23 protein-coding genes and 1 pseudogene are annotated in these 21,102 nt (G+C 67.8%); 8 read left to right on the forward strand and 16 right to left on the reverse strand.

The window, feature by feature from the left end:
* Positions 1-52 precede the first annotated feature (52 nt).
* Positions 53-439 carry a COG4315 family predicted lipoprotein gene (locus ACFOOQ_RS01100; RefSeq protein WP_379720484.1) on the reverse strand — a complete coding sequence of 129 codons (387 nt, stop codon included), beginning with the start codon at positions 437-439 and terminating at the stop codon, positions 53-55.
* 137 nt (positions 440-576) lie between these two features.
* Between ACFOOQ_RS01100 and ACFOOQ_RS01105 the strand changes: the two genes are divergently transcribed.
* On the forward strand, positions 577-1,179 hold the full coding sequence (locus ACFOOQ_RS01105; protein ID WP_379720486.1) for a tetratricopeptide repeat protein: 603 nt from the start codon (positions 577-579) through the stop codon (positions 1,177-1,179).
* Positions 1,180-1,188: 9 nt separating this feature from the next.
* Here ACFOOQ_RS01105 and pyk read toward each other — a convergent pair whose 3' ends face one another.
* Positions 1,189-2,613, reverse strand: a complete 1,425-nt coding sequence (pyk, locus tag ACFOOQ_RS01110; RefSeq protein ID WP_379720489.1) for a pyruvate kinase — start codon at positions 2,611-2,613, stop codon at positions 1,189-1,191.
* 170 nt (positions 2,614-2,783) lie between these two features.
* Here pyk and ppa point away from each other — a divergent pair, with 170 nt between their 5' ends.
* The 3 genes from ppa (at position 2,784) to ACFOOQ_RS01125 (ending at position 5,854) form a co-directional block, all read left to right on the forward strand.
* Positions 2,784-3,317, forward strand: a complete 534-nt coding sequence (gene ppa / locus ACFOOQ_RS01115; RefSeq protein WP_379720492.1) for an inorganic diphosphatase — start codon at positions 2,784-2,786, stop codon at positions 3,315-3,317.
* A gap of 140 nt (positions 3,318-3,457) precedes the next feature.
* Positions 3,458-4,042: a Spy/CpxP family protein refolding chaperone gene (locus tag ACFOOQ_RS01120; RefSeq protein ID WP_379720496.1), complete on the forward strand. Its 585-nt coding sequence runs from the start codon at positions 3,458-3,460 to the stop codon at positions 4,040-4,042.
* A 660-nt stretch (positions 4,043-4,702) separates the two neighbouring features.
* The gene (locus ACFOOQ_RS01125; protein WP_379720499.1) at positions 4,703-5,854 is read left to right on the forward strand and encodes a helix-turn-helix transcriptional regulator; all 1,152 of its coding nucleotides are present in this window, start codon (positions 4,703-4,705) and stop codon (positions 5,852-5,854) included.
* 304 nt (positions 5,855-6,158) lie between these two features.
* Here the strand turns inward: ACFOOQ_RS01125 and ACFOOQ_RS01130 are convergent, their stop codons facing one another.
* The 3 genes from ACFOOQ_RS01130 to ACFOOQ_RS01140 form a co-directional block, all read right to left on the reverse strand.
* Complete coding sequence (locus ACFOOQ_RS01130) at positions 6,159-6,446, reverse strand: GIY-YIG nuclease family protein (protein WP_379720502.1); 288 nt, start codon at positions 6,444-6,446, stop codon at positions 6,159-6,161.
* A gap of 325 nt (positions 6,447-6,771) precedes the next feature.
* Positions 6,772-8,421, reverse strand: a complete 1,650-nt coding sequence (locus ACFOOQ_RS01135; RefSeq protein ID WP_379720505.1) for a GMC family oxidoreductase — start codon at positions 8,419-8,421, stop codon at positions 6,772-6,774.
* A 325-nt stretch (positions 8,422-8,746) separates the two neighbouring features.
* Positions 8,747-9,469, reverse strand: coding sequence for an aldehyde dehydrogenase family protein (locus ACFOOQ_RS01140; protein WP_379720508.1), 723 nt, complete (start codon positions 9,467-9,469; stop codon positions 8,747-8,749).
* Positions 9,470-9,730: 261 nt separating this feature from the next.
* On the opposite strand from ACFOOQ_RS01140, the gene ACFOOQ_RS01145 reads away from it, so the two are divergent.
* The gene (locus ACFOOQ_RS01145; RefSeq protein ID WP_379720511.1) at positions 9,731-10,321 is read left to right on the forward strand and encodes a GGDEF domain-containing protein; all 591 of its coding nucleotides are present in this window, start codon (positions 9,731-9,733) and stop codon (positions 10,319-10,321) included.
* Positions 10,322-10,339: 18 nt separating this feature from the next.
* Here the strand turns inward: ACFOOQ_RS01145 and ACFOOQ_RS01150 are convergent, their stop codons facing one another.
* Positions 10,340-10,597, reverse strand: coding sequence for a ParB N-terminal domain-containing protein (locus ACFOOQ_RS01150; protein WP_379720514.1), 258 nt, complete (start codon positions 10,595-10,597; stop codon positions 10,340-10,342).
* A gap of 253 nt (positions 10,598-10,850) precedes the next feature.
* Here ACFOOQ_RS01150 and ACFOOQ_RS01155 point away from each other — a divergent pair, with 253 nt between their 5' ends.
* Complete coding sequence (locus ACFOOQ_RS01155; protein ID WP_379720517.1) at positions 10,851-11,552, forward strand: tetratricopeptide repeat protein; 702 nt, start codon at positions 10,851-10,853, stop codon at positions 11,550-11,552.
* On the opposite strand, the gene greB is transcribed toward ACFOOQ_RS01155, so the two are convergent.
* The gene (greB, locus tag ACFOOQ_RS01160; RefSeq protein WP_379720520.1) at positions 11,553-12,110 is read right to left on the reverse strand and encodes a transcription elongation factor GreB; all 558 of its coding nucleotides are present in this window, start codon (positions 12,108-12,110) and stop codon (positions 11,553-11,555) included.
* 105 nt (positions 12,111-12,215) lie between these two features.
* Between greB and ACFOOQ_RS01165 the strand changes: the two genes are divergently transcribed.
* On the forward strand, positions 12,216-12,689 hold the full coding sequence (locus ACFOOQ_RS01165) for a YaiI/YqxD family protein (protein WP_379720523.1): 474 nt from the start codon (positions 12,216-12,218) through the stop codon (positions 12,687-12,689).
* A 4-nt stretch (positions 12,690-12,693) separates the two neighbouring features.
* Here ACFOOQ_RS01165 and ACFOOQ_RS01170 read toward each other — a convergent pair whose 3' ends face one another.
* The 8 genes and pseudogenes from ACFOOQ_RS01170 to ACFOOQ_RS01205 form a co-directional block, all read right to left on the reverse strand.
* Complete coding sequence (locus ACFOOQ_RS01170; RefSeq protein ID WP_379720526.1) at positions 12,694-12,933, reverse strand: hypothetical protein; 240 nt, start codon at positions 12,931-12,933, stop codon at positions 12,694-12,696.
* Positions 12,934-12,979: 46 nt separating this feature from the next.
* Positions 12,980-13,195, reverse strand: a complete 216-nt coding sequence (locus ACFOOQ_RS01175; protein ID WP_379720529.1) for a hypothetical protein — start codon at positions 13,193-13,195, stop codon at positions 12,980-12,982.
* A 92-nt stretch (positions 13,196-13,287) separates the two neighbouring features.
* Entirely contained in the window at positions 13,288-13,497 is a 210-nt protein-coding gene (locus ACFOOQ_RS01180; RefSeq protein ID WP_379720532.1) for a cold-shock protein, read from the reverse strand.
* 256 nt (positions 13,498-13,753) lie between these two features.
* Positions 13,754-15,148, reverse strand: a complete 1,395-nt coding sequence (locus ACFOOQ_RS01185; RefSeq protein ID WP_379720535.1) for an NAD(P)(+) transhydrogenase (Re/Si-specific) subunit beta — start codon at positions 15,146-15,148, stop codon at positions 13,754-13,756.
* A gap of 13 nt (positions 15,149-15,161) precedes the next feature.
* Positions 15,162-15,494: pseudogene (locus ACFOOQ_RS01190) on the reverse strand (NAD(P) transhydrogenase subunit alpha); the annotation flags it as partial.
* Entirely contained in the window at positions 15,464-16,615 is a 1,152-nt protein-coding gene (locus ACFOOQ_RS01195) for a Re/Si-specific NAD(P)(+) transhydrogenase subunit alpha (RefSeq protein WP_379720538.1), read from the reverse strand. The gene ACFOOQ_RS01195 and the pseudogene ACFOOQ_RS01190, both read right to left, overlap by 31 nt.
* 72 nt (positions 16,616-16,687) lie before the next feature.
* Complete coding sequence (locus ACFOOQ_RS01200) at positions 16,688-16,822, reverse strand: aa3-type cytochrome c oxidase subunit IV (RefSeq protein WP_379720541.1); 135 nt, start codon at positions 16,820-16,822, stop codon at positions 16,688-16,690.
* A 243-nt stretch (positions 16,823-17,065) separates the two neighbouring features.
* A complete protein-coding gene (locus tag ACFOOQ_RS01205) occupies positions 17,066-17,947 on the reverse strand; it encodes a putative metalloprotease CJM1_0395 family protein (RefSeq protein ID WP_379720544.1) in 882 nt (293 codons plus the stop codon).
* Positions 17,948-18,164: 217 nt separating this feature from the next.
* Between ACFOOQ_RS01205 and ACFOOQ_RS01210 the strand changes: the two genes are divergently transcribed.
* Positions 18,165-19,739: an ATP-binding protein gene (locus ACFOOQ_RS01210; RefSeq protein ID WP_379720546.1), complete on the forward strand. Its 1,575-nt coding sequence runs from the start codon at positions 18,165-18,167 to the stop codon at positions 19,737-19,739.
* Between the two features lie 19 nt (positions 19,740-19,758).
* On the opposite strand, the gene ACFOOQ_RS01215 is transcribed toward ACFOOQ_RS01210, so the two are convergent.
* Entirely contained in the window at positions 19,759-21,102 is a 1,344-nt protein-coding gene (locus ACFOOQ_RS01215; RefSeq protein ID WP_379720549.1) for an ABC1 kinase family protein, read from the reverse strand.

A 21,102-nucleotide genomic window follows, 5' to 3' on the forward strand; every position in this document is an offset into this window, starting at 1 on the left:
CGGAGGATGGCGGGCGGCGATGACGCCGCCACCCGCCAGCTTACGCCCCAACTTACGGCTTGGCGACGTGCCAGGCGTTGTTCAGGAAACCATTGCCGGTGGTATCGCCCGGCTTCTGGTCCTTGACCCAGGTGTAAAGCGGCTTGCCCTTGTAGGCCCACTGCTTGCTGCCATCGTCGCGGCTGACCACGCTCCAGTCGCCCGAGGCCTCGGCGCCGGCCGAAACCGGCAGCGGCGGCCAGTTCTGGGCGCAGGGGCCGTTGCAGACCGACTTGCCCGGCATGGTATCCTTGTCGAACGTATAGAGGGTCATGCCCTTGCCATCGACCAGCACGGTGCCCAGCGCGGTCTCGCCGGTCTTGACCGGCGTCGTCATCGCGGTGGCACAGGCCGCCACGCCAACCGAGAGGGCGGCAGCCAGTATCAGATTGCGAAGCATCGATTTTTCCTTCCTGTCCCGAGCGCCGCGCCATGCGGGCTCAGAAAGGAAGACCCCCGGGCCGCCGGTTTATTCCCCCGGCCGGGCAAAAAAATCTGCCCTTGCCGGAACCGCCTGCACCACCTACCTTTTTACCCATGCGCCGCCTGTCCGCCCGACTGCTTGTCTTCGCGCTGCTGCTCAGTCCCCTGCCGGGCCTGGCGCAGACCGCGACGGAGCAGTCACCAGCACAGACCGCGGTCAATCAGCCGCCCCCGCAGCAGCCTTCGGTCGATGCCCTGTTCGACCAGCTTTATGCCGCCGGCAACCCGATCGAGGGCCGCCAGATCGAACACAAGATCTGGGAAGCCTGGATGGTCTCCGGCTCGGACACCATCGACGCCCTGATGAAGGGCGGCATCACCGTGATGGACAAGGGTGATTACAAGCGGGCCGACGCGATCTTCTCGTCGATGATCGAACTGAAACCCGATTATGCCGAGGCCTACAACAAGCGGGCGACGGTGCGCTTTCTCGCCGGTGACTATGCCGGCTCGGTGGCCGATATCGAGCGCACCCTCAAGCTCGAACCGCGCCATTTCGGGGCGCTGAGCGGGCTCGGCACGATCATGGAAAAACTCGACAACCTGCCCGAGGCGCTGCGCGCCTGGCGCCGCGCCCTGGCCGCCGATCCCTTCCTCGCCGACGGTCCCGAAAAGCTGAAGGAACTGCGCCGGCGCATCGACGGACAGACGCTGTAGCGACTGCGGTCAGGCCGCCGTGCCGATGCGGGCAATGCGCAACACGTTGGTATTGCCCGGCATGCCGAACGGGAAGCCCGCCGTGACGATCACGTCGTCACCGGCCTTGGCAAGCTCGCGGTCGACCGCCATGGCGGTGGCCTTGTCGATCATGTCGCCGAAATCGATGGCATCGGGCGAGATCACCGCGTTGACGCCCCAGGCGAGACAGAGCCGGCGCGCGGTGCTGCCGAGCGGGGTGAGGCACAGGATCGGCGCCCGCGGCCGTTCGCGCGCGGCGCGCAGCGCGGTCGAGCCCGACATCGTATAGGTGACGATGGCCGCCGCATTGATCGTCTCGGCCACCTGGCGCGCCGCAGCGGTGATCGCATCCGACGCCGTGTGGTCCGGCAGATTGTGTTCGGCATCCATGATACCGCGATAGAGCGGATCGCGTTCGACCGCGATGGCGATGGCATTCATGGTCGCCACGCTCTCGACCGGATAGTCGCCCGATGCGCTCTCGGCCGACAGCATCACCGCATCGGCACCGTCATAGACCGCGGTGGCAACATCGGAGACTTCGGCGCGGGTCGGTACCGGCGCCTTGACCATGCTGTCGAGCATCTGGGTGGCGACCACGACCGGCTTGCCGGCGCGGCGCGCGGCGCGGACGATGCGCTTCTGCACGCCGGGGACCGTCTGCAACGGCATCTCGACGCCGAGGTCGCCGCGCGCCACCATCAGCGCGTCGCACAGCTCGATCAGCTCATCAAGACAGTCGACCGCCGCCGGCTTCTCGATCTTGGCCAGCAGGGCGGCACGGCCATTGATCAGGGCGCGCGCCTCGCGCAGGTCGTCCGGCCGCTGCACGAAGCTGAGCGCCACCCAGTCGACGCCATGGTCGAGCGCGAAGGCGAGATCGGCGCGGTCCTTCGGTGTCAGCGCCGACAGCGGCACCACCATGTCGGGCAGGTTGAGCCCCTTACGGTCGGACAGCCGGCCGCCGACCACCACCTCGGCCTCGGCCCAGCCCGGCCCGCAGGCGGCGATGCGCAGGCGCAGCTTGCCATCGTCCAGCAGCATTTCGGTGCCGGGTTTCAGGCTGCCCAGCACCTCGGCATGGGGCAGTTGCACGCGGGTGGCATCGCCCGGCGCCGCATCGTCATCGAGGCGGAAGCGCTGGCCCGGCACCAGATCGACACTGCCGCCGGCGAACCGGCCGACCCGCAGCTTCGGGCCCTGCAGGTCGGCGAGCAGGCCGATCGGCCGGCCGAGCTCGTGTTCCAGCGCGCGGACGGCGCGCAGGGTGGCGAGGTGGTCGTCATGGCTGCCGTGGCTGAAATTCAGGCGGAACACATCGGCGCCGGCGGCGAAGAGCGCCCGGATCCGGTCCGGCGCCGCCGAGGCCGGCCCCAGCGTGGCCACGATCTTGACATTGCGCTCGCGATGCATGGGATTCCTCCACCTCTGACAGATACTTACATAGCAGCGCGGGGCCGGCGCCGTCAGCCCCGATGCCGCAGCGTAACCAAATAATTGAGACCGGGAGCGTTGCGTTTTCTGCTGCATCTGCGAAAAAAGCGCCGCCCACCCCAACAGAACCGTCCCAAGGACCGCAAGTCATGGATATCGCCCGTATATCGGTCGGCAAGAACCCGCCCTACGACCTCAATGCCGTGATCGAGATTCCGGCCGGCGGCTCGCCGGTGAAGTATGAGCTCGACAAGGATTCCGGCGCGCTGTTCGTCGACCGCTTCCTGCATACCGCCATGTTCTACCCGGCCAATTACGGCTTCATTCCGCACACGCTGTCGAACGACGGCGACCCCTGCGACATCCTGGTGGTCAGCCATGTGCCGGTGGTGGCCGGTGCGGTGATCCGCTCGCGCCCGATCGGCGCGCTGAAGATGGAAGACGAGGCCGGCGGCGACGAGAAGATCATCGCCGTGCCGGTCGACAAGCTGCATCCCTTCTATACCAACGTGAAGAGCTACGAGGACCTGCCGGAGATCCTGCTGCAGCAGATCGAGCATTTCTTCGTGCACTACAAGGATCTCGAGAAGGGCAAGTTCGTGAAGTCGGCCGGCTGGGTCGGCACCGACGAGGCCGCCCGCATGATCACCGACGGCATCGTGCGCGCCGCCGGCATCAAGTAACGCGCGGACTACATCGCGGTTTTCCGCCGAAGGCGCCGGAGCGATCCGGCGCCTTTCGTGTTTTTATTGATCTGCAACAAGGCCCCGCCGCCATGCGGCGCCGATCATCGCCGCATCATCCATGCAATGGAGGTTGTGCGATGAAAAACACCAGACATGCGATTGCGGCGGCGGCCCTGCTGGCCGGCTGCCTGCTGGGCGGTGGCGCCGCACTGGCGCAGGGCGGCCCGCCGATGGGCCGCGGTTCCGCCACGATGCCGATGATGCCGGGCTACGGCCCCGGCGCCAACTCCGGTTACGGTTACGGCATGATGCAGGGCTACGGCATGATGTCCGGCGCCGGCATGATGCCGGGCTGGGGCATGATGGGCGGCCATACCGCCGGCATGCTCGCCTTCATCAAGGCCGAGATCGGCGTCACGGCGGCCCAGGAAACGCAATGGAACAGCTTCGCCGCCGCTTTGCAGGCGATGGCCGATGACATGCATGCCGCGATGTATGGCGGCGGCAAACCCGATGCCATCAGGCCCGGCGCCATGATGGGCGATCGCGGCCAGGCCGAAGCGCTGCCCGACGCGCTGGCGGCGCGGGTGCGCTGGATGAGCAGCCATCTCGCCGCGCTGAAAAACCTGCAGGCGGCGGCGGGCCCCTTCTATGCCGCGCTGGACGCCGGCCAGAAGGCGAAGGCCGACGCCCTGCTCGGCTGCGGCTTCTGCGGCCGCTGACGACGCAAGCTGACGGCGCACAAAGAAAAGCGGCGACCGGGGTGGGCCGGTCGCCGCAGGTGGGAAAGCGGGAGGTGGAGGGTAATTGCCGATCCGGTGCGCTGCTTACACGATACCGAACCATGTCTCCTGGCCTGCCAGCCATGTCCGGCAGCCCCGGTGGGGTGGACCCGGGCCGCCGCTTTGTCCCTCCGGGGGTGCGGAGGGTCCCTCCGGGGGTGCGGAGGGGAATAATCCGGGGTGCACGTCCACTCGGGCCAGGTGGGCCGTCGCGGAGGGGGGAAGGCGTGCACCCCTCCCGGCAGGGGTGGGCCTGCCAAGACAATCTCGGGATGGCCGGCGGATAACGCCCGCCGGCCGTAGCAAACCATCCGCCCAGCGGCCCTGGGGAACCCGGTAGCCGGTGAGTTCCGCCGTCTGGGGAAGACTCGGCCGCAGGCCGGATGTCTGCCGGGGCCCATCTTCCGGTTTTCCGCCATCGCCTCGCTATGCCACCTGTGCCAGCCCCGGCAGAATCCCGCCACGGCCCGCGAGTCCCATGACCGGCAAGGACGACTCCGCGCGACTCTGGCCGGCACCGGCCGGCGGTTGCGGAACGCCTTGGACGGACTATGCAGTTTGTGCCAAAATGGCCGGCGAAGGGGCTGGGGACATATACCTATGAGCGCAGCGGCCACCGCTTCGACCACCCGGATTCCCGGTGCCAGCCGTCCTGGTGCCGGCCGGCTCGGTGCCAGTCGTCCCGCGCCGGGTTTCCGGCACCTGCAGGGCATCGAGGCGCTGGGCGCCGCCGATCCCGCCCTGCCGCTCGGCCTCGCCGCCACCCTGCTGGCGCCGCTGCCGCCGGGCCGCCCGCTCGGCCGCCTGCTGCGCGCCTCCCTCCCCGGCCTGACCATCCGCAGCGGCTGGCTGCAGGGCGAGCTGCGCCTGCGCGGCGCCGTCTCCGGCCGCCACCTGGTGCTGGCGCTGCGCCTGCCCGACACCATGTCGGAAGCCGGGCCGGGCCGCCTGCGCCTGTGGCACCGCACCGCGCAGCCGGGCGATCTCTGCGTGCTGCCGCCGGGCCATGAACTCGACGGCTGCCTGCACGGCGGCCTCGACTACGCGCTGGTCGCGCTGCGCCCGCCGGTGCTGCGCGAGGCTTTGCGGCGCGGCGAGATCGCGCTGCCGGGCTTCGATCCGCTTGGCCTCGACCCGGCCGCGCTGTTCGAGCATGCCGCGCTGCACCGCCCGCCGGCGACGGTGGCCGCCGCTGCCATGCGCCGGGTGACGGCGGCGCTCGCCATCCTGGAGCAGTTCGGCGACAGCCTGTCGCCGCGCGCCGAGAGCCTGCTGCGCGGCGAGCTGCTCGATGCCCTGCTGGCGCCATTGGCCGCCGCGCAGAACCGTTCGCGCGCCGATGGCGAGACGCAGGCCATGCCCGAGCCGGTGATGGACGCCACCTACATCGTGCGGCTGGTCGAGGATTACCTGACCGTCACCGGGGCGGCGGCCGGCGGCGAGCTGCCCGACATCGACACCATCTGCGGCGCCTTCCGCCTGTCGCGGCGCAGCCTGGCGCGCGCCTTCCACGACAGCCTCGGGCTCGGGCCGATGACCTACATCCGCCTGCTGCGGCTGTCGCAGACCCGCCGCGCGCTGGTCGAGGCCCGCCTTGGCCCGGCGCAGGAACAGGATGACGCGCCGTCCAGCGTCACGGCCATCGCGCTGGCGCATGGCTTCACCGAACTCGGCCGTTTCGCCGTGCTGTACCGCCGCATGTTCGGCGAGACGCCGTCGGAAACCCTGCACGGCAGCCGCCGCGCGGGGTGAGCCGGCCGCATCTCCTCGTCGTCATCCCCGGGCCTGACCCGGGGATCTTGCGCCGCCGGTGACCGTTCCGGACCGTTTGTGCCCATTCGGGACCGTTCGGGACCATTCCTGCCCGTTTTGGACCGCTCTGGACCGCTGGTGACCGTTTCGGACCGTTTCGGCCCGTTGATGACCGTTTCGGACCGTTTCGGTTCGTTTCGCCGCCGGCGGGCATCGCCGGCCCCGGCCGCCTCCGCCGGTTGAGACATAAATCACATCTGAGAACATATAGGGATTAACGACCGCCCGGCAAGGCCGTGCCCCGTCAGGCCAGCCCGTCATACAGATCGTCCCAGCCGGGATTGGCGGTCTCCACCAGATCGAGCTTCCAGTCGCGCAGCCAGCGCTTCAGCGCCTTCTCGCGGCGGATTGCCTCGCGGATGTCGTCATGCCGCTCGAACCAGACGAGACGCTTGAGGTCATAACGCTTGGTGAAACTCTCGGCCACGCCTTCGCGATGCTCCCACACGCGGCGCACCAGGTCGGAGGTCACGCCGACATAGAGCGTGCCGCGTGGCTGGTTGGTCAGGATATACACCCAGCCGCCCGTCATGCGGCGAGCCTTGTCAGGGTGGACCCTCGGGTCAAGCCCGAGGGTGACGGTTTATGGGTGCCCCCCGCGTCAGGGCCGGGGACGACGATTTATAGGTGGCCCCCGGGTCAAGCCCGAGGGTGACGGTTTATGGGTGCCCCCGGATCAGGGCCGGGGACGACGATTTATAGGTGGCCCCCGGGTCAAGCCCGGGCATGACGGTTTATGGGTAGACCCTCGGGTCAAGCCCGAGGGTGACGCGTTTTTGAATGCGGCCGTATGCGTGGTTTAACGAAACTATATAAATCGTCACCCTCGGGCTTGACCCGAGGGTCCATTCGGCGCTTCAGGCCCTGGCATCCTCCAGCACCATCGCGGCGCCCTTCTCGGCGATCATCAGGGTCGGCGAGGCGGTGTTGCCGGACGTGATCAGCGGCATGGCCGACGCATCGATCACGCGCAGGCCCGCAATGCCGCGCACGCGCAGGCGGCCGTCGAGCACCGCCATCGGGTCGCCGTCGACACCCATCCTGGCGGTGGCGACCGGATGGAAGATGGTGGCGCCGAGATCGCCGGCGGCCTGCGCCATCTGGTCTTCGGTCTGCACGGCTGGTCCCGGCAGGTATTCCTCGGGTTTGTATCTGGCCAGCGCGGGTGCGGCGGCGAGCTTGCGGGTCAGCTTCAGGCTGTCGACGGCGACGCGGCGGTCGGCCTCGGTCGACAGGTAGTTCGGCTGGATCGCCGGCGCCTGTTTCGCATCGGCAGACGTGATGCGCACATGGCCGCGGCTGGTCGGCCGCAGGTTGCAGATCGACGCGGTGAACGCCGGGAAGCGATGCAGGGGATCGCCGAATTTATCCAGGCTGAGCGGCTGGATGTGGAACTCGACATTGGCGGTCTCGTGCTCAGGCGACGAGCGGGTGAACAGGCCGAACTGCGACGGCGGCATGGTCAGCGCGCCGGTGCGGAACAGCGCGTACTCGATGCCGGTCATCGCCTTGGCGAAGCGCGAGCGGTCGATCTGGTTGATCGTCTTGACGCCCTGGACCTTGTAGATCAGGCGCAGCTGCAGATGGTCCTGCAGGTTCTCGCCGACGCCGGGCAGGTCATGCACCACATTTATCCCGTGTTCCCGGAGCAGCCCTGCAGGACCAATGCCGCTGAGCTGCAGGAGCTGCGGCGAGGCGATGGCGCCGGCGGCGAGGATCACCTCGCCGCGCGCGCGGGCGATGAAGCGCCGGCCGTCCTGCTCGTATTCGATGCCGACCGCACGCGGCCCGCGATCCGTGTTCTCGATGACGACGCGATGCACATGCACATGCAGCCGCAGATCGAGGTTGGGCCGCGACAGCACGGGTTTGAGGAATCCGGTGGCGGCCGACCAGCGCCGGCCGCTCTTCTGGTTGACATGGAAATAGCCGCTGCCCTCGTTGTCGCCGGTGTTGAAATCGGCGACGGGCGGAATGCCGATCTCGGCGCCGGCCTTCTGCACGGTATCGAGCAGGTCCCAGCGCACGCGGGGACGCTCGACGCGCCATTCGCCGCCGGCGCCATGCAGCGCGGAGGCGCCGGCGAAATGATCCTCATGGGTGCGGAACACCGGCAGCACGTCATCCCAGCCCCAGCCGGTGAGGCCCATCTGGCGCCAGGTGTCGTAGTCGCGCGCCTGGCCGCGCATGTAGACCATGGCGTTGATCGCGGTGCAGCCGCCGATCACCTTGCCGCGCGCATAGCCGATGCTGCGGCCGTTCAGGCCCGGCACCGGTTCGGTCCTGAAGCACCAGTCGCTGCGCGGATTGCCGATGGCGAACAGATAGCCGATGGGGATGTGGAACCAGATCCAGTTATCCTTGCCGCCGGCCTCCAGCAGCAGGACCTTGTTGGCGGGGTCCCTGCTCAGCCGGTTGGCGAGCAGCGAGCCGGCGGTGCCGCCGCCGACGATGATGTAATCGAACTCCCCGGCCGCAGCGGCGGTGGTTTCTTGTTGGGCCGACATGGCCGAGTACTTTCCCTCCCTCGTAATGCGTGCAAGGGAGCACTTTAAAGAATGCCAACAAAAAAAGCACCACTGAGTTCTAGCTTAAGCTCCTTTTGGCCCCTCCAATAATCTAAACCAATCCTTCACCGTTAGCTTCAGCCGATTACACCCCCCATTATTGAGCCAGAGATAATGCAGCCTTTGCAAAACCACCTTCAATAAGAATGTATCTTTTGCTGCATACAAGAGTTCTCTAAAAAACGATCCCGCCACTTCAAGAACTCTCACCCCCCGATAAACACCCGCTCCAGCAACTTCGCGATGCGGCCGAACGGCGGCCGGATCAGGTGCAGCGGGTTGATCGGCCCGAGCGGTTCGGCGATGCCGCGGGCATGGCTGAAACGGCGGAAGCCCTCGATGCCGTGATAGGCGCCGATGCCGCTGGCGCCGACGCCGCCATCACCCGGCGGCCGACATTGCCTGAGCCGGTGAAGACAAGATGATCGAAGGGCAGGCCCGAAAAGGCCTCGGCCGCCGCGACGCCGCCCGCGATGACGGCGACGTCCTCGGGCGCGAAGGTTGCGGCGATGGCCTCGGCCAGCACGGCGTTGCAGGACGGCGTGAATTCCGAGGGCTTGATCAGCGCGCGGTTGCCGGCGGCGAGCACATCGACCAGCGGGCCGAGCGCGAGGAACAAAGGGTAGTTCCACGGCACCATGATGCCGACGACGCCGAGCGGCTGGTACTGCACCCGGTTGCGCACCGAGAGGAATTCGATGGACGAGGCGCGGCGTTCGGGGCGCATCCAGCGCTTCAGGTGGCGCCGTGCGTGGCGGATGGCGGCAAGCGTCGGCCCGATCTCCAGCAGCAGGGTCTCGTGCCGGTTGCGGGCGCCGAAATCCTGCGCGATGGCGGCGGCAAAGCGCGCGCGGTGCTGCCGCACCATGGCATCGAGGCGGGCCAGCCGGCCGTCGCGTTCGGCATGGTCCGGCGCCGGGGCGCGGCGGAAGGCGTCGCGCTGGCGCTGCAAGGCCGCCTGCATCCCTTCCGCCGTGGTTTCGGCCATCGTTCCCTCCCCGGACCTTTGCGGTCCGGACCCATTGTCGGGCCGTGGATGGCCGGGTCAAGCCCGGTCCTGACGACAGGGATTATGGGCGGCTGATGGGGGATACCGGCGCTGGCGCGATTGGCCGGTGGTAACCAGCCAGGGCGCAAAACACGCAAGGATGGCATTGCCCCGGCGTGAAGACGTCGTCAGAATGGGCATCCTGTGACCGTGCGGTGATCTGTGCCGCCCGGTCGCACAATAATCTGCGGAGCCCGCCCGATGACCGCCACCGATTCTCCCGCCGTTGCGGCGCCGCCCCCCGAGGCGGCCAGCGAGGCGGAAACCCGGCTGTACCACAGCGCGACGCGCGACAGCCTGACCGGGCTGCCGAACCGGCATTATTTCCGCGAGGCGGCCGAACGCGCCCTGCTGCTGGCCGGCCGGCAGCAGAGCCCGGTCACCGTGCTGGCGGTGGATGTCGACGATTTCGACGGGCTGATCGCGCAGCACGGCCAGCCGCTGGCCGATGCGGTGGTGCAAAGGCTGGCGGTGCTGCTGGAAGACCGCTTCCGCCGCAGCGACCTGATCGCGCGGCTGTTCGGTGCCTCGTTTGCCGTGCTGCTGCCCGGCGCCGGCCATCGCAACGCGCGGCTGCTGGCCGAGAACCTGCGCGCCGCGGTGGAGGCCGATGCCGGCGCGGACGGCAACGGGACCGGCGACGACGCCACGCTGCCGCGGATCACCGTCAGCGTCGGCCTCGCGGTGGCGGCGCCCGACAACCAGGCGGCGCTCGACCCGCTGCTCGATCTTGCCGACGACGCGCTGCGCGCCGCCAAGGCGGCCGGCCGCAACCGGGTGACCGAGGCGTGAAGGCCTGAGTTTACCGGATCAGAACTTGCGGGCGGCGACGATCAGCGCGTCGATGCTGGCCTCGCCGAGGCTGCGCATCGCCTCCAGCCGGTGCAGCCCGGCGACCAGCACATAGCGCTTCTGCGCCTCGTCGCGGCGCACCTGGATGGGGATTTTCAGGCCGCCCTCGCCGACGATCTGGTCGGCCAGCGCCGCCACCTTCGCCGGGTCGAGCTGGCCCTTGAACTTGGCCGGCACGTAGATCTCGGCGATTTTCACCGGAATGGGCTTCATCATCGGGCGCGACTCCAGCGGCGGGGCCCCATCCTCGCATGGCCCGCGGCCGGGCGGGAGAGCCGGGAGCGGGAGGGAAGCCCGGCCGGCGGTCCGGGGGCGGCCCCGGACTCATGTCCGTTTTTTAACTGGACAACACCCGGACCGCGGGTTTTAATCCGCCCCGTTACCCAACCGACAATCCGAAATCCGCGCCGCCGTCGTCACCCCCGGCCCGCCAGACCCGTACGCAGAATCCGTACAGGGGAGCTGAGCCATGGACCGTTTGCTGCCGATTTCCACCCGCGTCTTCGCTGCCCGGCGCGCCCGCGCGGTCGCCCGCGCGCTGCCCACCGCCGCGCCGGTCTGGCAGATGCTGGCCATCCTGCTGCTCGGCGCCGCCCTGCTGCTCGCCGGCCTGCTCGGTGCCGGGGCCGCCCGCGCCGACAGCCGGCTGCTCGACCAGGCCCGCCGCGGCGACGTCACCGCGGCCGAGCTGCTCGCCGCGCAATACGAGACCGGCGGCGGCATGCGCCAGAGCTACAGCGAGGCCGCCTACTGGTATGGCCGCGCCGCCCAGGCCGGCAGCCGCTCGGCGCAATTCTCCTATGGCCAGTTCCTCGAGACCGGCACCGGCCTGGTCAAGGACGAGGCCGCCGCGGCGCGCTGGTACCTGAAGGCCACCCTGCAGGGCCACGCCGGCGCCGCCGTCAACCTGGCCGGCCAGCTCGCCACCGGGCGCGGCGTGCAGCATGACCCGCTGGCCGCCTACAGCCTGCTGCTGCGCGCCAGGCAGTTCCGCGGCCAGGAGTCGATGCAGCCGACGGTCGACGCCAATCTCGCCGCCATCGGCGAGGCGCTGAGCGGTGCGCAGCGCAAGGCGGCGACCCCGCTCGACCCCGCCCATCTGGAGCTTGCGGCCGGCGCCCAGGGTCATGCGGCGGGCGGCACCGCCGTCGCCGCACGCCCCGCGCATTAATCAGTCACTGTAGGAAATCTTCACAACCTCGATCTGCTCGATGCCCTGCGGCGTGCGCAGGTCGACCACGTCGCCTTCGCGCGCCTTCAGGAGCGCGCGGGCGACCGGCGCGATCCAGCTGATCTCGCCCTGCTCCAGCCGCGCCTCGTCGATGCCGACGATGCGGACGCGGCGCTGCTGGTCATGCTGGTCGATGTAGGTGACGGTGGCGCCGAAAAACACCTGGGCGCGGTTCTTCTGCAGCGCCGGATCGACCACCTCGGCGATCTCCAGCCGCTTCAGCAGGAAGCGGAGGCGGCGGTCGATCTCGCGCAGGCGCTTCTTGCCGTAGAGATAGTCGCCGTTCTCGCTGCGGTCGCCGTTGCCGGCGGCCCAGGAGACGATCTCGACCACCCTGGGCCGCTCGACGGTCTTGAGCTGCTTCAGCTCGGCCTGCAGCCGCGCCAGCCCTGCCGGCGTGATGTAGTTTTTCGCGCCGGCCGGGATCGCCGGCGCCGCATCCTCATCCGGCCCGTCGTCGATGTCGGCGTCGGTCTCTCTGGTGAAGGCCTTGCTCATGGTCTGCAGCTTATCATACTTGTCATGCCCGGGCCCAAGGAGTGCCTTTCCGGCCGGGCATCCCATTTAATGGGACCCGCGGATCAAGTCCGCGGGTGACGGACAATGGATACTGCCCGCGTGCCCATTCTCTATATCGATGCCGACGCCTGCCCGGTGAAGGACGAATGCTACCGCGTCGCCGAACGCCACGGGGTGGATATCGTCGTGGTGGCCAATGCCTGGCTGGCGAGCGTGCCGCGGGTCGGCTGGATCCGCCAGGTCACCGTGGGCGACGGGCTGGATGCCGCCGACGACTGGATCGCCGAGCATGCCGGCCCGGGCGACGTGGTGGTGACGGCGGATGTGCCGCTGGCCGGGCGCTGCGTGAAGACCGGCGCCACCGTGCTGGCCCCGAACGGCCGCGGCTTCACGGCAGACAGCATCGGCATGGACCTGGCCGTGCGCAACCTGATGACCGACCTGCGGGCGGCCAGTCCCACGGAACGGGTCGGCGGCGGGCCCCGGCCATTTTCGCAGAAGGACCGCTCGGCGTTTCTGCAGGCCCTGCACGAGGCCCTTGTAAAACTGAAGCGATAATCCGTCAGAGCTGGTTGGCGGACCGGCTGATGGTCTTGATCGGGCCGCGCGGGCGGCCGGATTTCGCGGCGATGTCGCGGTCCTGCGCCTCGATATAGGCCTTGGCGGCATCGTCGCCCTCGAAGCCGCCGAGCAGGTCGGCCGGCACCCGGCGGTTCGAGGTCTGGCTGCCATCCTGGTAGATCACGTCGAACATGATCACCGTGGCATTGGGGTTCTGTCGTTTCTTGGCGGTCTTGGCCATGGGAGGTACTCCTGTACGGCGGACGGGGACGGCACGGCGCGGTGGCTCAGGCCTCGCCCGCAGCCGGGCTGCTCCCGGAGTCAACGGACCCGGTGCCGGTCTCGCCGTCGGCCTCGCCGCTGCCGTCCGGGGCATCGGGGTCCCGCTCGGCCTTGCGGCGCTCGGATTCCTCCTGCCGCTTCTGCAGCTTTTCCTGCTTCTTCTGTTCCTTGGCGCGATTGCGCTCGGCGCGCTGCTGGTTGTAGTTCGGCTTGAAAGCCATGACATCCTCCCGGGACAGCCGATCGAAGATCGGAAAAGCGAAAGGGGCACCCGTCGCCGGATGCCCCCTCGCGGAATGCTGAAACCTGCAGCTTACAGCGGCTTCAGGTTCACGGCCGAGGTCTTGCCGCGCTTCGGGTCGCGCTGTTCCTCGAACTGCACCTTCTGGCCCTCGTCCAGGCCGGCGAGGCCCGAACGCTGCACGGCGGAGATATGGACGAACACGTCCGCGCCGCCGGCTTCCGGCTGAATGAACCCATAACCCTTGGTGCCGTTAAACCACTTCACAGTACCGACAGCCATTGCTGTATCCTTCTCTTCTTCGGGTTGGCGGCACCCGGGATTGGTGTACCGCATCAGACTATGTCCAGGAGTAGCGGGGTCTGGACATCCAGGGTCTGAAAACCCGTGGAGCAGGCAGGCCGGCAGTCCGTCTAGAATGACAGGTCAGAAGATAGGGGTTTTTACGCCGCGATCAAGTCCCGGGCCGGACGATCCGTGGTGACAAAAACGGCCCGGGACGGAAATCCCGGGCCGCTTGCATACAAACAATTGCCGGTCAGAGACCCTTGACGATGTCCTCGACCATCTTCTTGGCGTCGGCCAGCAGCATCATCGTGTTGTCCTTGTAGAACAGGTCGTTGTCGATGCCGGCATAGCCCGACGCCATCGAGCGCTTGACGAACAGCACGGTCTTGGCCTTGTCGACATCGAGGATCGGCATGCCGTAGATCGGGCTTTTCGGATCGTCGCGGGCGGCCGGGTTGGTCACGTCGTTGGCGCCGATCACGAAGGCGACGTCGGCGGTCTGGAACTCGGAGTTGATCTCCTCCAGCTCGAACACCTCGTCATAGGGCACATTGGCCTCGGCCAGCAGTACGTTCATGTGGCCGGGCATGCGGCCGGCCACCGGATGGATGGCGTATTTCACTTCCACGCCCTCCTCCTTCAGCTTGTCGCCCATCTCGCGCAGCGCATGCTGGGCCTGGCTGACCGCCATGCCGTAGCCCGGCACGATGATCACCTTGCCGGCATTCTTCATGATGAAGGCGGCGTCGTCGGCCGAGCCCTTCTTGTAGGGCCGGTCGACCTTGTCGCCGGCCGCCGCACCGCCCGAATCGCCGCCAAAGCCGCCAAGAATGACGTTGAACAGCGAGCGGTTCATGCCCTTGCACATGATGTAGGACAGGATTGCGCCCGACGAGCCGACCAGCGCGCCGGTGACGATCAGCGCCGGGTTCTGCAGGGTGAAGCCGATGCCGGCGGCCGCCCAGCCGGAATAGCTGTTCAGCATCGAGACGACGACGGGCATGTCGGCGCCGCCGATCGGGATGATGATGGTGAAGCCGACGACTAGCGACAGGGCGATCACCGCCCAGAACAGCTCGTGGGTCGGGTTGAAGCAGAAGGCGACGATCAGCGCGAAGATCACCAGGCCGATCAGGGCATTCAGCGCATGCTGGCCCCTGAAGATCACCGGGCTGCCCGACACCAGGCCCTGCAGCTTGGCGAAGGCGACCAGCGAGCCCGAGAAGGTGATGATGCCGATGACGACGCCGAGCGACATCTCGACCCGGCTGCCGACCTTGATCACCCCGTCATGCAGGATGCCGTAGGGCTCCGGGTTGTAGAAGGCGGCCGCCGCGACCAGCACGGCGGCGAGGCCGACCAGGCTGTGCATGGCGGCGACCAGCTGCGGCATCGCCGTCATCTGGATGCGCCGCGCCAGCACGGCGCCGATCGAGCCGCCGATCACCAGCGCGATCACCACGAAGACGATGGTGCCCGACAGGTCGCCGAGATTGGCGATGGTGGTCAGGATGGCAATCGCCATGCCGACCATGCCGTAGGTGTTGCCCTTGCGGCTGGTTTCCGGCGACGACAGGCCGCGCAAAGCCAGGATGAACAGCACCGAGCTGACGAGATAGAGCAGCGCAGTCAGTTGGATGGGCATGGCTGCGGGCTCCTCACTTCTTTTCTTTTTTCTTGTACATCGCCAGCATGCGCTGGGTGACGAGGAAGCCGCCGAAGATGTTGACCGAGACCAGCACGATGGCGAGCAGGCCGAAGATCTTCGAGGCGTTGAACTCCGGCGAGGCGCCGGCGGCGATCAGCGCGCCGACCACGATCACCGAGGAGATCGCGTTGGTCACCGACATCAGCGGCGTATGCAGGGCCGGAGTGACGCTCCACACCACGTAATAGCCGACGAAGCAGGCCAGCACGAAGATCGAGAGCAGCGAGAAGAAGGAATAGACCTCGGCCATGGTTACGCCCCCTCTTTCAGCATGGGATGCACGACGGCACCGTCTTTGGCCACGCAGGTGCCGGTGACGGTCTCGTCCTCGAAGTTGAACCTGAAGGTCTGGCCGTCCTTGTCCCAGTGCGGCGACAGGAAGTTCCACAGGTTCTTGGCGAACAGGTTCGACGCATCGACCGGCACGCGGCTCGGATAGTTGGTATAGCCGACGACGCGGACGCCGTTGACGTCGACCACCTGGTCGGGCTTCGACAGCGGGCAGTTGCCGCCGGATTCGACGGCGAGATCGATGATCACCGAACCCGGGCGCATGGTCTTCACCATCTCCTCGGTCACCAGCACCGGGGCGGCGCGACCGGGGATCAGCGCGGTGGTGATGATGATGTCCTGCTTCTTCACCGTCTCGGCGATCAGCGCGGCCTGCTTGGCCTTGTATTCCGCCGACATTTCCTTGGCGTAGCCGCCCGCCGTCTGTGAGGCGCGGGCCTCCTCGTCATCGACCCAGACGAACTTGCCGCCGAGGCTCTCGACCTGCTCCTTGGTGGCCGGACGCACGTCGGTGGCCGAGACCACGGCGCCGAGGCGTTTTGCCGTCGCAATGGCCTGGAGTCCCGCCACGCCGACGCCCATGATGAAGACGCGGGCCGGCGCGATGGTGCCGGCCGAGGTCATCATCATCGGGAAGGCGCGGCCGAAATGCTGCGCGGCATCGAGCACCGACTTGTAGCCGGCGAGGTTCGACTGCGAGGACAGGATGTCCATCGACTGCGCGCGGGTGATACGCGGCATCAGTTCCATGGAAAACGCGGTGATGCCGGCGGCGGCATAGGCCTTGACCTGGTCGCGCTGCTGCAGCGCCTGCAGGCCGGCGACCAGCACGGCGCCCTTTTTCAGCAGCGCCAGTTCGTCATTGCCCTCGGCGGCAGTCATCGGCCGCTGCACCTTGAGCACCATATCGGCATCGCCGACGGCCGCCCTGGCATCGGGCGCGATCTGCGCCCCCATGGCGATGTACTGGTCGTCGGGAATGTCGGAAGCCAGGCCGGCGCCGGTCTCGATCACGACCGTGCAGCCCAGCCCGGCGAATTTCTTCGCCGTCTCGGGCGAGATGGCGACACGCTTTTCGCCCGCGCGCCGCTCCTTCGGAATACCGATTTTCATGCTGCTCCCCCCTCAAGGCCTGTTCGGATCATGCCGGCCGCACACACCTTGCGGCGGCGGGCCGCCGCGGGGTCAGGCCACGAAAATCGCCAGCAGGGCCAGGAGGATGATAACGGCGATGCTGCCGTACTTGGTCATCGCCATGAAGCCGGCATAGGACGCGCGGTGCTGGCTGATATCCATCGTGCCCATCTGGTATTCGGACATAATCGGTCTCCTGATCGGAAATGTGGATTGGCGACCCCGCGAGGTCAGTCGGGCCGGATATTACGCTGGCGGCGGAAGGCGTTACAACCCTTTGCTGCGCCGCGGAACGGCGGCGTCAGGCCTTTGCTGCACCACGGGACGGCGGCGTCAGGCCTTTGCTGCGCCACGGGACGGCGGTGTCAGGCCTTTGCTGCGCCACGGGACGGCGGTGTCAGGCCTTTGCTGCGCCACGGGACGGCGGTGTCAGGCCGAGATGCCGACCACCTGGCCGACCAGGCGGTTCAGCCCGGCATTGTCGTTGGCATAGGCGCTGCTGGCCCGCGCCGCCGGGGTCTGGCTGCCGGTTGTCGCCGCGGCGGGCGTTGCTGCCGCGGTGGAATTTCCGGCGGCCGGCTGTCCGGGGACTGCCGGTGCTGCGTCACCTGCCTCCCCGCTCCCCTGGGTCACCTGCTCGCGTTCGGCTGCCGCGGCCCTGTCGGCGGCCCGCCCGGCCTCCTGCTGTTCGGTTTCGGCGCGCTTCTCCTCGCGGATCTGCGACAGCGCCTGCAGGCGCAGCTGGGCGGCAGCGGCGGCCACCGCACGGTCCTGGCCCGAAGGATCGGCCGGGGCCAACGCCGCAGCCTGCACCTGGGTCGCCTTCTGCAGGGTGGCTTCCGGATCGCGTTCGGCGCCGATATCGATGGCGACCTCGCCGCTGACGGCATACTGCTGGCCATCGGGGCCGCGCGTGTAGCCATAGGATGGCGCCCCGGCATACTGGCCGCCGACCGCGGCATGGGCACGTTCGTGGGCGCGGACCTTGGCGTCGACCTGCTTCAGCTTGGCGACCTGCTGCTTCTCTTCCTCGCTGAGTTCGCCGGGCGCCTTGGGTGCGCCGTCGCTATCCTGCTGCTGCGCCGCCAGCAGGGTATCGCCGCTCGCCAGGGCCGGCTTCTGGCCGCCGCCGACCGTCGATCCGCTATCCTGCTTCTGCTGCGCGGCACTGTCGCTGGCCCCGCCCAGCACCTTGAGCCCGGGAAACGCGGCTTCGAGGACCGCAGTCCGGGTCTGGCTGCCCGTGGCGGGCGCAAGCAGCGACCCCGACAGGGTGCCACTTAACTGGGCGGATGAAGTGCCATCGACCATCCGGGCCTGTCGCGAAACAATATTACACCACTATTGTCCGCCGGAAGACTGGCGGCGACAAGGTGATTCTCTCATGGCCGCGGGCGTTTTGCGGTTCTCATCCCGTCTGAAACACGAAAGAATGCGGGAGCATGGGGGGCAGTGCGTAACAAAAACGGGAGAATGCCATATGAACAGACCCGTCATCAGCCGCGTCTCCGCCGTCTGACCACGGACCATGTTTACTTCCCTGCTGGGCCAGCTGAACCTGCTGGGCAGCGCCAGGCATGCCAGGCTGCGGCAAACGTTGGCCGAACAGAATATCAACCGGCGCCTGTTTGAAACCTCGCTGGACCTGATCCTGATTGTCGACCGCCGCGGCACGTTCATCCGCGTCAGTCCGAGCTCCGCGCAGATCATCGGCTATGCGCCGGAAGAGATGGCCGGCAAAAGTGCCGTCGGGTTCATCCATGCCGACGACCTTGAGAAAACCCGCAACGAAATGCGGCTGGCGCGACGCGGCCGGGTGATGCGCAATTTCGACTGCAACTACGTGCATCGTGACGGCCATGTGGTGCCGCTGTACTGGACCGGCGTCTGGTCGGAACCCGAACAGCAGCATTTCTTCATCGGCCGCGACATGACCGAGCGCAATGCGCAGGAGGATCGCCTGCGCCGTGCCCAGCGGCTGGAAGCGGTCGGCCAGCTGACCGGCGGCATCGCCCATGACTTCAACAACCTGCTGGCCGTGGTGATCGGCAATCTCGACCTGCTGGACGGCCGGATGGGCGACGATCGCGAGCTGCAGAACTACGTCGATGCCGCCCTGCAGGCCTCGCTGCGCGGTGCCGAGCTGACCCGCCAGTTGCTGGCTTTCGCACGCCAGCAGTCGCTGAAAGCGGAAATTCTCGACATCAACGGCCGGATCGCAGGCACCATCAGCCTGCTGCGCCGCACGCTGGGCGAAGGCGTCGAGGTCGCCACCATGCTGTCATCGGACCTGTGGCCGGCGGTGGCGGATGCGGGACAGTTCGAATCGGCCCTGGTCAACCTCGCCATCAACGCCCGCGACGCCATGCAGGGCAGCGGGCTGCTGACCATCGAAACCGAGAACCGGCATCTCGACGCCGATTACTGCCGCCAGAATGCCGAGGTGCAGCCCGGCGACTATGTCATGCTGGCCGTCACCGATACCGGCAGCGGCATGGCACCGGACGTCCTCGCCCATGTCTTCGAGCCGTTCTTCACCACCAAGCCGGCCGGTCAGGGCACCGGGCTCGGCCTCAGCATGGTATACGGCTTCATCCGCCAGTCGCACGGTCATATCAAGATCTACAGCGAGCCTGGCCATGGCGCCACCGTGCGCCTGTATCTGCCACGGGCGCCGGCCAATGCCCGGTCCGCGGAAGTTCCCGCGGTGGTGCAGCTTGCCGCCAGCGGCGGCGAGACCGTCCTCGTGGTGGAAGACAATGCGGATGTCCGCGCCATGGTCGTCTCGCAACTCCACGCGCTTGGCTACCGCGTGACCGAAGCGGACAGCGGGCGGGCGGCGCTGGCGATCCTGGAACGCGGCGATCCTGTCGACCTGCTGTTCAGCGACGTGGTGATGCCGGGCGCCATCGGCGGCGTGCAGCTCGCCAATGCCGCGCGCGCCCTGCGCCCCGACCTGAAAATCCTGCTGACGTCGGGTTTCGCCAAGGGCTCGATGCAGCGGGACGAGGATGTTGCCGCCTTCGAGCATTTCCTCAGCAAGCCTTACCGCAAGGCCGACCTGGCAACCAAGCTGCGGTCCGTACTGGACGGCACGTCCTGACGCCGGCAGCCGACTTCCGTCAGGCCTGCGGCTGCAGGCCGGCCGCCTTCAGGGCCGCAGCCTGGCGCTGTTCCAGCGCCGTCACGTCGAAGCCGGCGATCAGGTCGTGGAACAGCCGGTGCCAGTTGATCTCGGCCTTCAAATGCAGGAAGACGCCGCCCAGCCCGATGGCGGCGCGGTCCATGAAGACGAATTCGCGCGGCGGGGTGACGCCGCCCAGCTCGCGCAGGCGCTTGTGCACCTTCTCGGCGACCTCGCGGCCGTATACGCCGGTGCTTTCCATTTCCTGGATGCGGCGCGGCCGGTCTTCCAGCAGCGGCGCATAGACGAAGGCCGCCCAGAGGTTCAGCGTGTCGATCGTCTCGTTGCTCAGCCCGGTGAAGCCCCAGGTCTCGTAGGCATGCACGGCGAGCGCGCGGTCGTCAGTCGAGATGGCGCGGTAGAGGTCGATCACGCCGCCGACGAACTTCGGCGGGAAAATGCGGATACAGCCGAAGTCGAGCAGGTTGATGCCGAAATCCGGCCGCACCGTGTAGTTGCCGAGATGCGGGTCGCCGTGAATGACGCCGCTCTGGTAGAACGGCACATACCAGGCGCGGAACAGGTTGAGCGCGATGGCGTCGCGGTCCGCCTGCGGCGCGTCGCGGAAGTCCATCAGCCGGGCGCCGTCGAGCCAGCTCATGGTCAGCAGGCGCTTGGTGGTCAGTTCGGGCAGCACGTCTGGCACATAGATATTGCGCTCGTCGCGCAGCATGGCGCGATAGAGCTGCATGTGCCGGCTTTCCTGCTGGTAGTCGAGCTCCTCGCGCAGGCGGTCGGCGATCTCGGCATGGATATGGGTCGTATTGATCGCCGCATCATAGCGCCGGTAGATCGCGAAGATCAGCTGCAGCTGGCGCAGGTCGGCCTCGACTGCAGATGCCATGTCGGGATACTGCAGTTTCACCGCGAGCTGGCGGCCGTCCTGCGCCGTCGCGCGATGCACCTGGCCGAGGCTGGCGGCGGCCGCGGCAGTCAGATCGAAGCTCTTGTACCTGGCCTGCCACTGCGGGCCGAGTTCGGCGGCCATGCGGCGCTTCACGAAGGCCTGCCCCATCGCCGGGGCATTGGCCTGCAGCTGCGCCAGTTCCTGCACGTATTCCTGCGGCAGCGCATCGGGGATGGTGGACATGATCTGCGCCACCTTCATCAGCGGGCCTTTCAGCCCGCCGAGCGCCGCGCGCAGATCGGCCGCATGCCGGCCGCGATCCATCTTCACGCCGAGCATGCGTTCGGCGCCGAGCCGCGCGGCCAGCCCGCCGACCGAGGCGCCGACCTTCGCGTAGCGGCGGACCCGGCCGATGGTGCTGTCGTTTTCGGACAT

The sequence above is a fragment of the Ferrovibrio xuzhouensis genome, assembly GCF_042648965.1.
In the GTDB taxonomy this organism is placed as follows: Bacteria; Pseudomonadota; Alphaproteobacteria; order Ferrovibrionales; family Ferrovibrionaceae; genus Ferrovibrio; species Ferrovibrio xuzhouensis.

Bases quoted from the DNA above. Each gene is read 5' to 3' on its own strand.
- ACFOOQ_RS01100 (WP_379720484.1), bottom strand. From the start codon at position 439: ATGCTTCGCAATCTGATACTGGCTGCCGCCCTCTCGGTTGGCGTGGCG.
- ACFOOQ_RS01180 (WP_379720532.1), bottom strand. From the start codon at position 13,497: ATGGCTGTCGGTACTGTGAAGTGGTTTAACGGCACCAAGGGTTATGGG.
- ACFOOQ_RS01200 (WP_379720541.1), bottom strand. From the start codon at position 16,822: ATGTCCGAATACCAGATGGGCACGATGGATATCAGCCAGCACCGCGCG.
- ACFOOQ_RS01105 (WP_379720486.1), top strand. From the start codon at position 577: ATGCGCCGCCTGTCCGCCCGACTGCTTGTCTTCGCGCTGCTGCTCAGT.
- ACFOOQ_RS01125 (WP_379720499.1), top strand. From the start codon at position 4,703: ATGAGCGCAGCGGCCACCGCTTCGACCACCCGGATTCCCGGTGCCAGC.
- ACFOOQ_RS01205 (WP_379720544.1), bottom strand. From the start codon at position 17,947: ATGGTCGATGGCACTTCATCCGCCCAGTTAAGTGGCACCCTGTCGGGG.
- ACFOOQ_RS01155 (WP_379720517.1), top strand. From the start codon at position 10,851: ATGGACCGTTTGCTGCCGATTTCCACCCGCGTCTTCGCTGCCCGGCGC.
- ACFOOQ_RS01140 (WP_379720508.1), bottom strand. From the start codon at position 9,469: ATGGCCGAAACCACGGCGGAAGGGATGCAGGCGGCCTTGCAGCGCCAG.
- ppa (WP_379720492.1), top strand. From the start codon at position 2,784: ATGGATATCGCCCGTATATCGGTCGGCAAGAACCCGCCCTACGACCTC.
- ACFOOQ_RS01150 (WP_379720514.1), bottom strand. From the start codon at position 10,597: ATGATGAAGCCCATTCCGGTGAAAATCGCCGAGATCTACGTGCCGGCC.
- ACFOOQ_RS01195 (WP_379720538.1), bottom strand. From the start codon at position 16,615: ATGAAAATCGGTATTCCGAAGGAGCGGCGCGCGGGCGAAAAGCGTGTC.
- ACFOOQ_RS01130 (WP_379720502.1), bottom strand. From the start codon at position 6,446: ATGACGGGCGGCTGGGTGTATATCCTGACCAACCAGCCACGCGGCACG.
- ACFOOQ_RS01185 (WP_379720535.1), bottom strand. From the start codon at position 15,148: ATGCCCATCCAACTGACTGCGCTGCTCTATCTCGTCAGCTCGGTGCTG.
- ACFOOQ_RS01165 (WP_379720523.1), top strand. From the start codon at position 12,216: ATGGATACTGCCCGCGTGCCCATTCTCTATATCGATGCCGACGCCTGC.
- pyk (WP_379720489.1), bottom strand. From the start codon at position 2,613: ATGCATCGCGAGCGCAATGTCAAGATCGTGGCCACGCTGGGGCCGGCC.
- ACFOOQ_RS01145 (WP_379720511.1), top strand. From the start codon at position 9,731: ATGACCGCCACCGATTCTCCCGCCGTTGCGGCGCCGCCCCCCGAGGCG.
- ACFOOQ_RS01210 (WP_379720546.1), top strand. From the start codon at position 18,165: ATGTTTACTTCCCTGCTGGGCCAGCTGAACCTGCTGGGCAGCGCCAGG.
- ACFOOQ_RS01215 (WP_379720549.1), bottom strand. From the start codon at position 21,102: ATGTCCGAAAACGACAGCACCATCGGCCGGGTCCGCCGCTACGCGAAG.
- ACFOOQ_RS01170 (WP_379720526.1), bottom strand. From the start codon at position 12,933: ATGGCCAAGACCGCCAAGAAACGACAGAACCCCAATGCCACGGTGATC.
- ACFOOQ_RS01175 (WP_379720529.1), bottom strand. From the start codon at position 13,195: ATGGCTTTCAAGCCGAACTACAACCAGCAGCGCGCCGAGCGCAATCGC.
- ACFOOQ_RS01135 (WP_379720505.1), bottom strand. From the start codon at position 8,421: ATGTCGGCCCAACAAGAAACCACCGCCGCTGCGGCCGGGGAGTTCGAT.
- greB (WP_379720520.1), bottom strand. From the start codon at position 12,110: ATGAGCAAGGCCTTCACCAGAGAGACCGACGCCGACATCGACGACGGG.
- ACFOOQ_RS01120 (WP_379720496.1), top strand. From the start codon at position 3,458: ATGAAAAACACCAGACATGCGATTGCGGCGGCGGCCCTGCTGGCCGGC.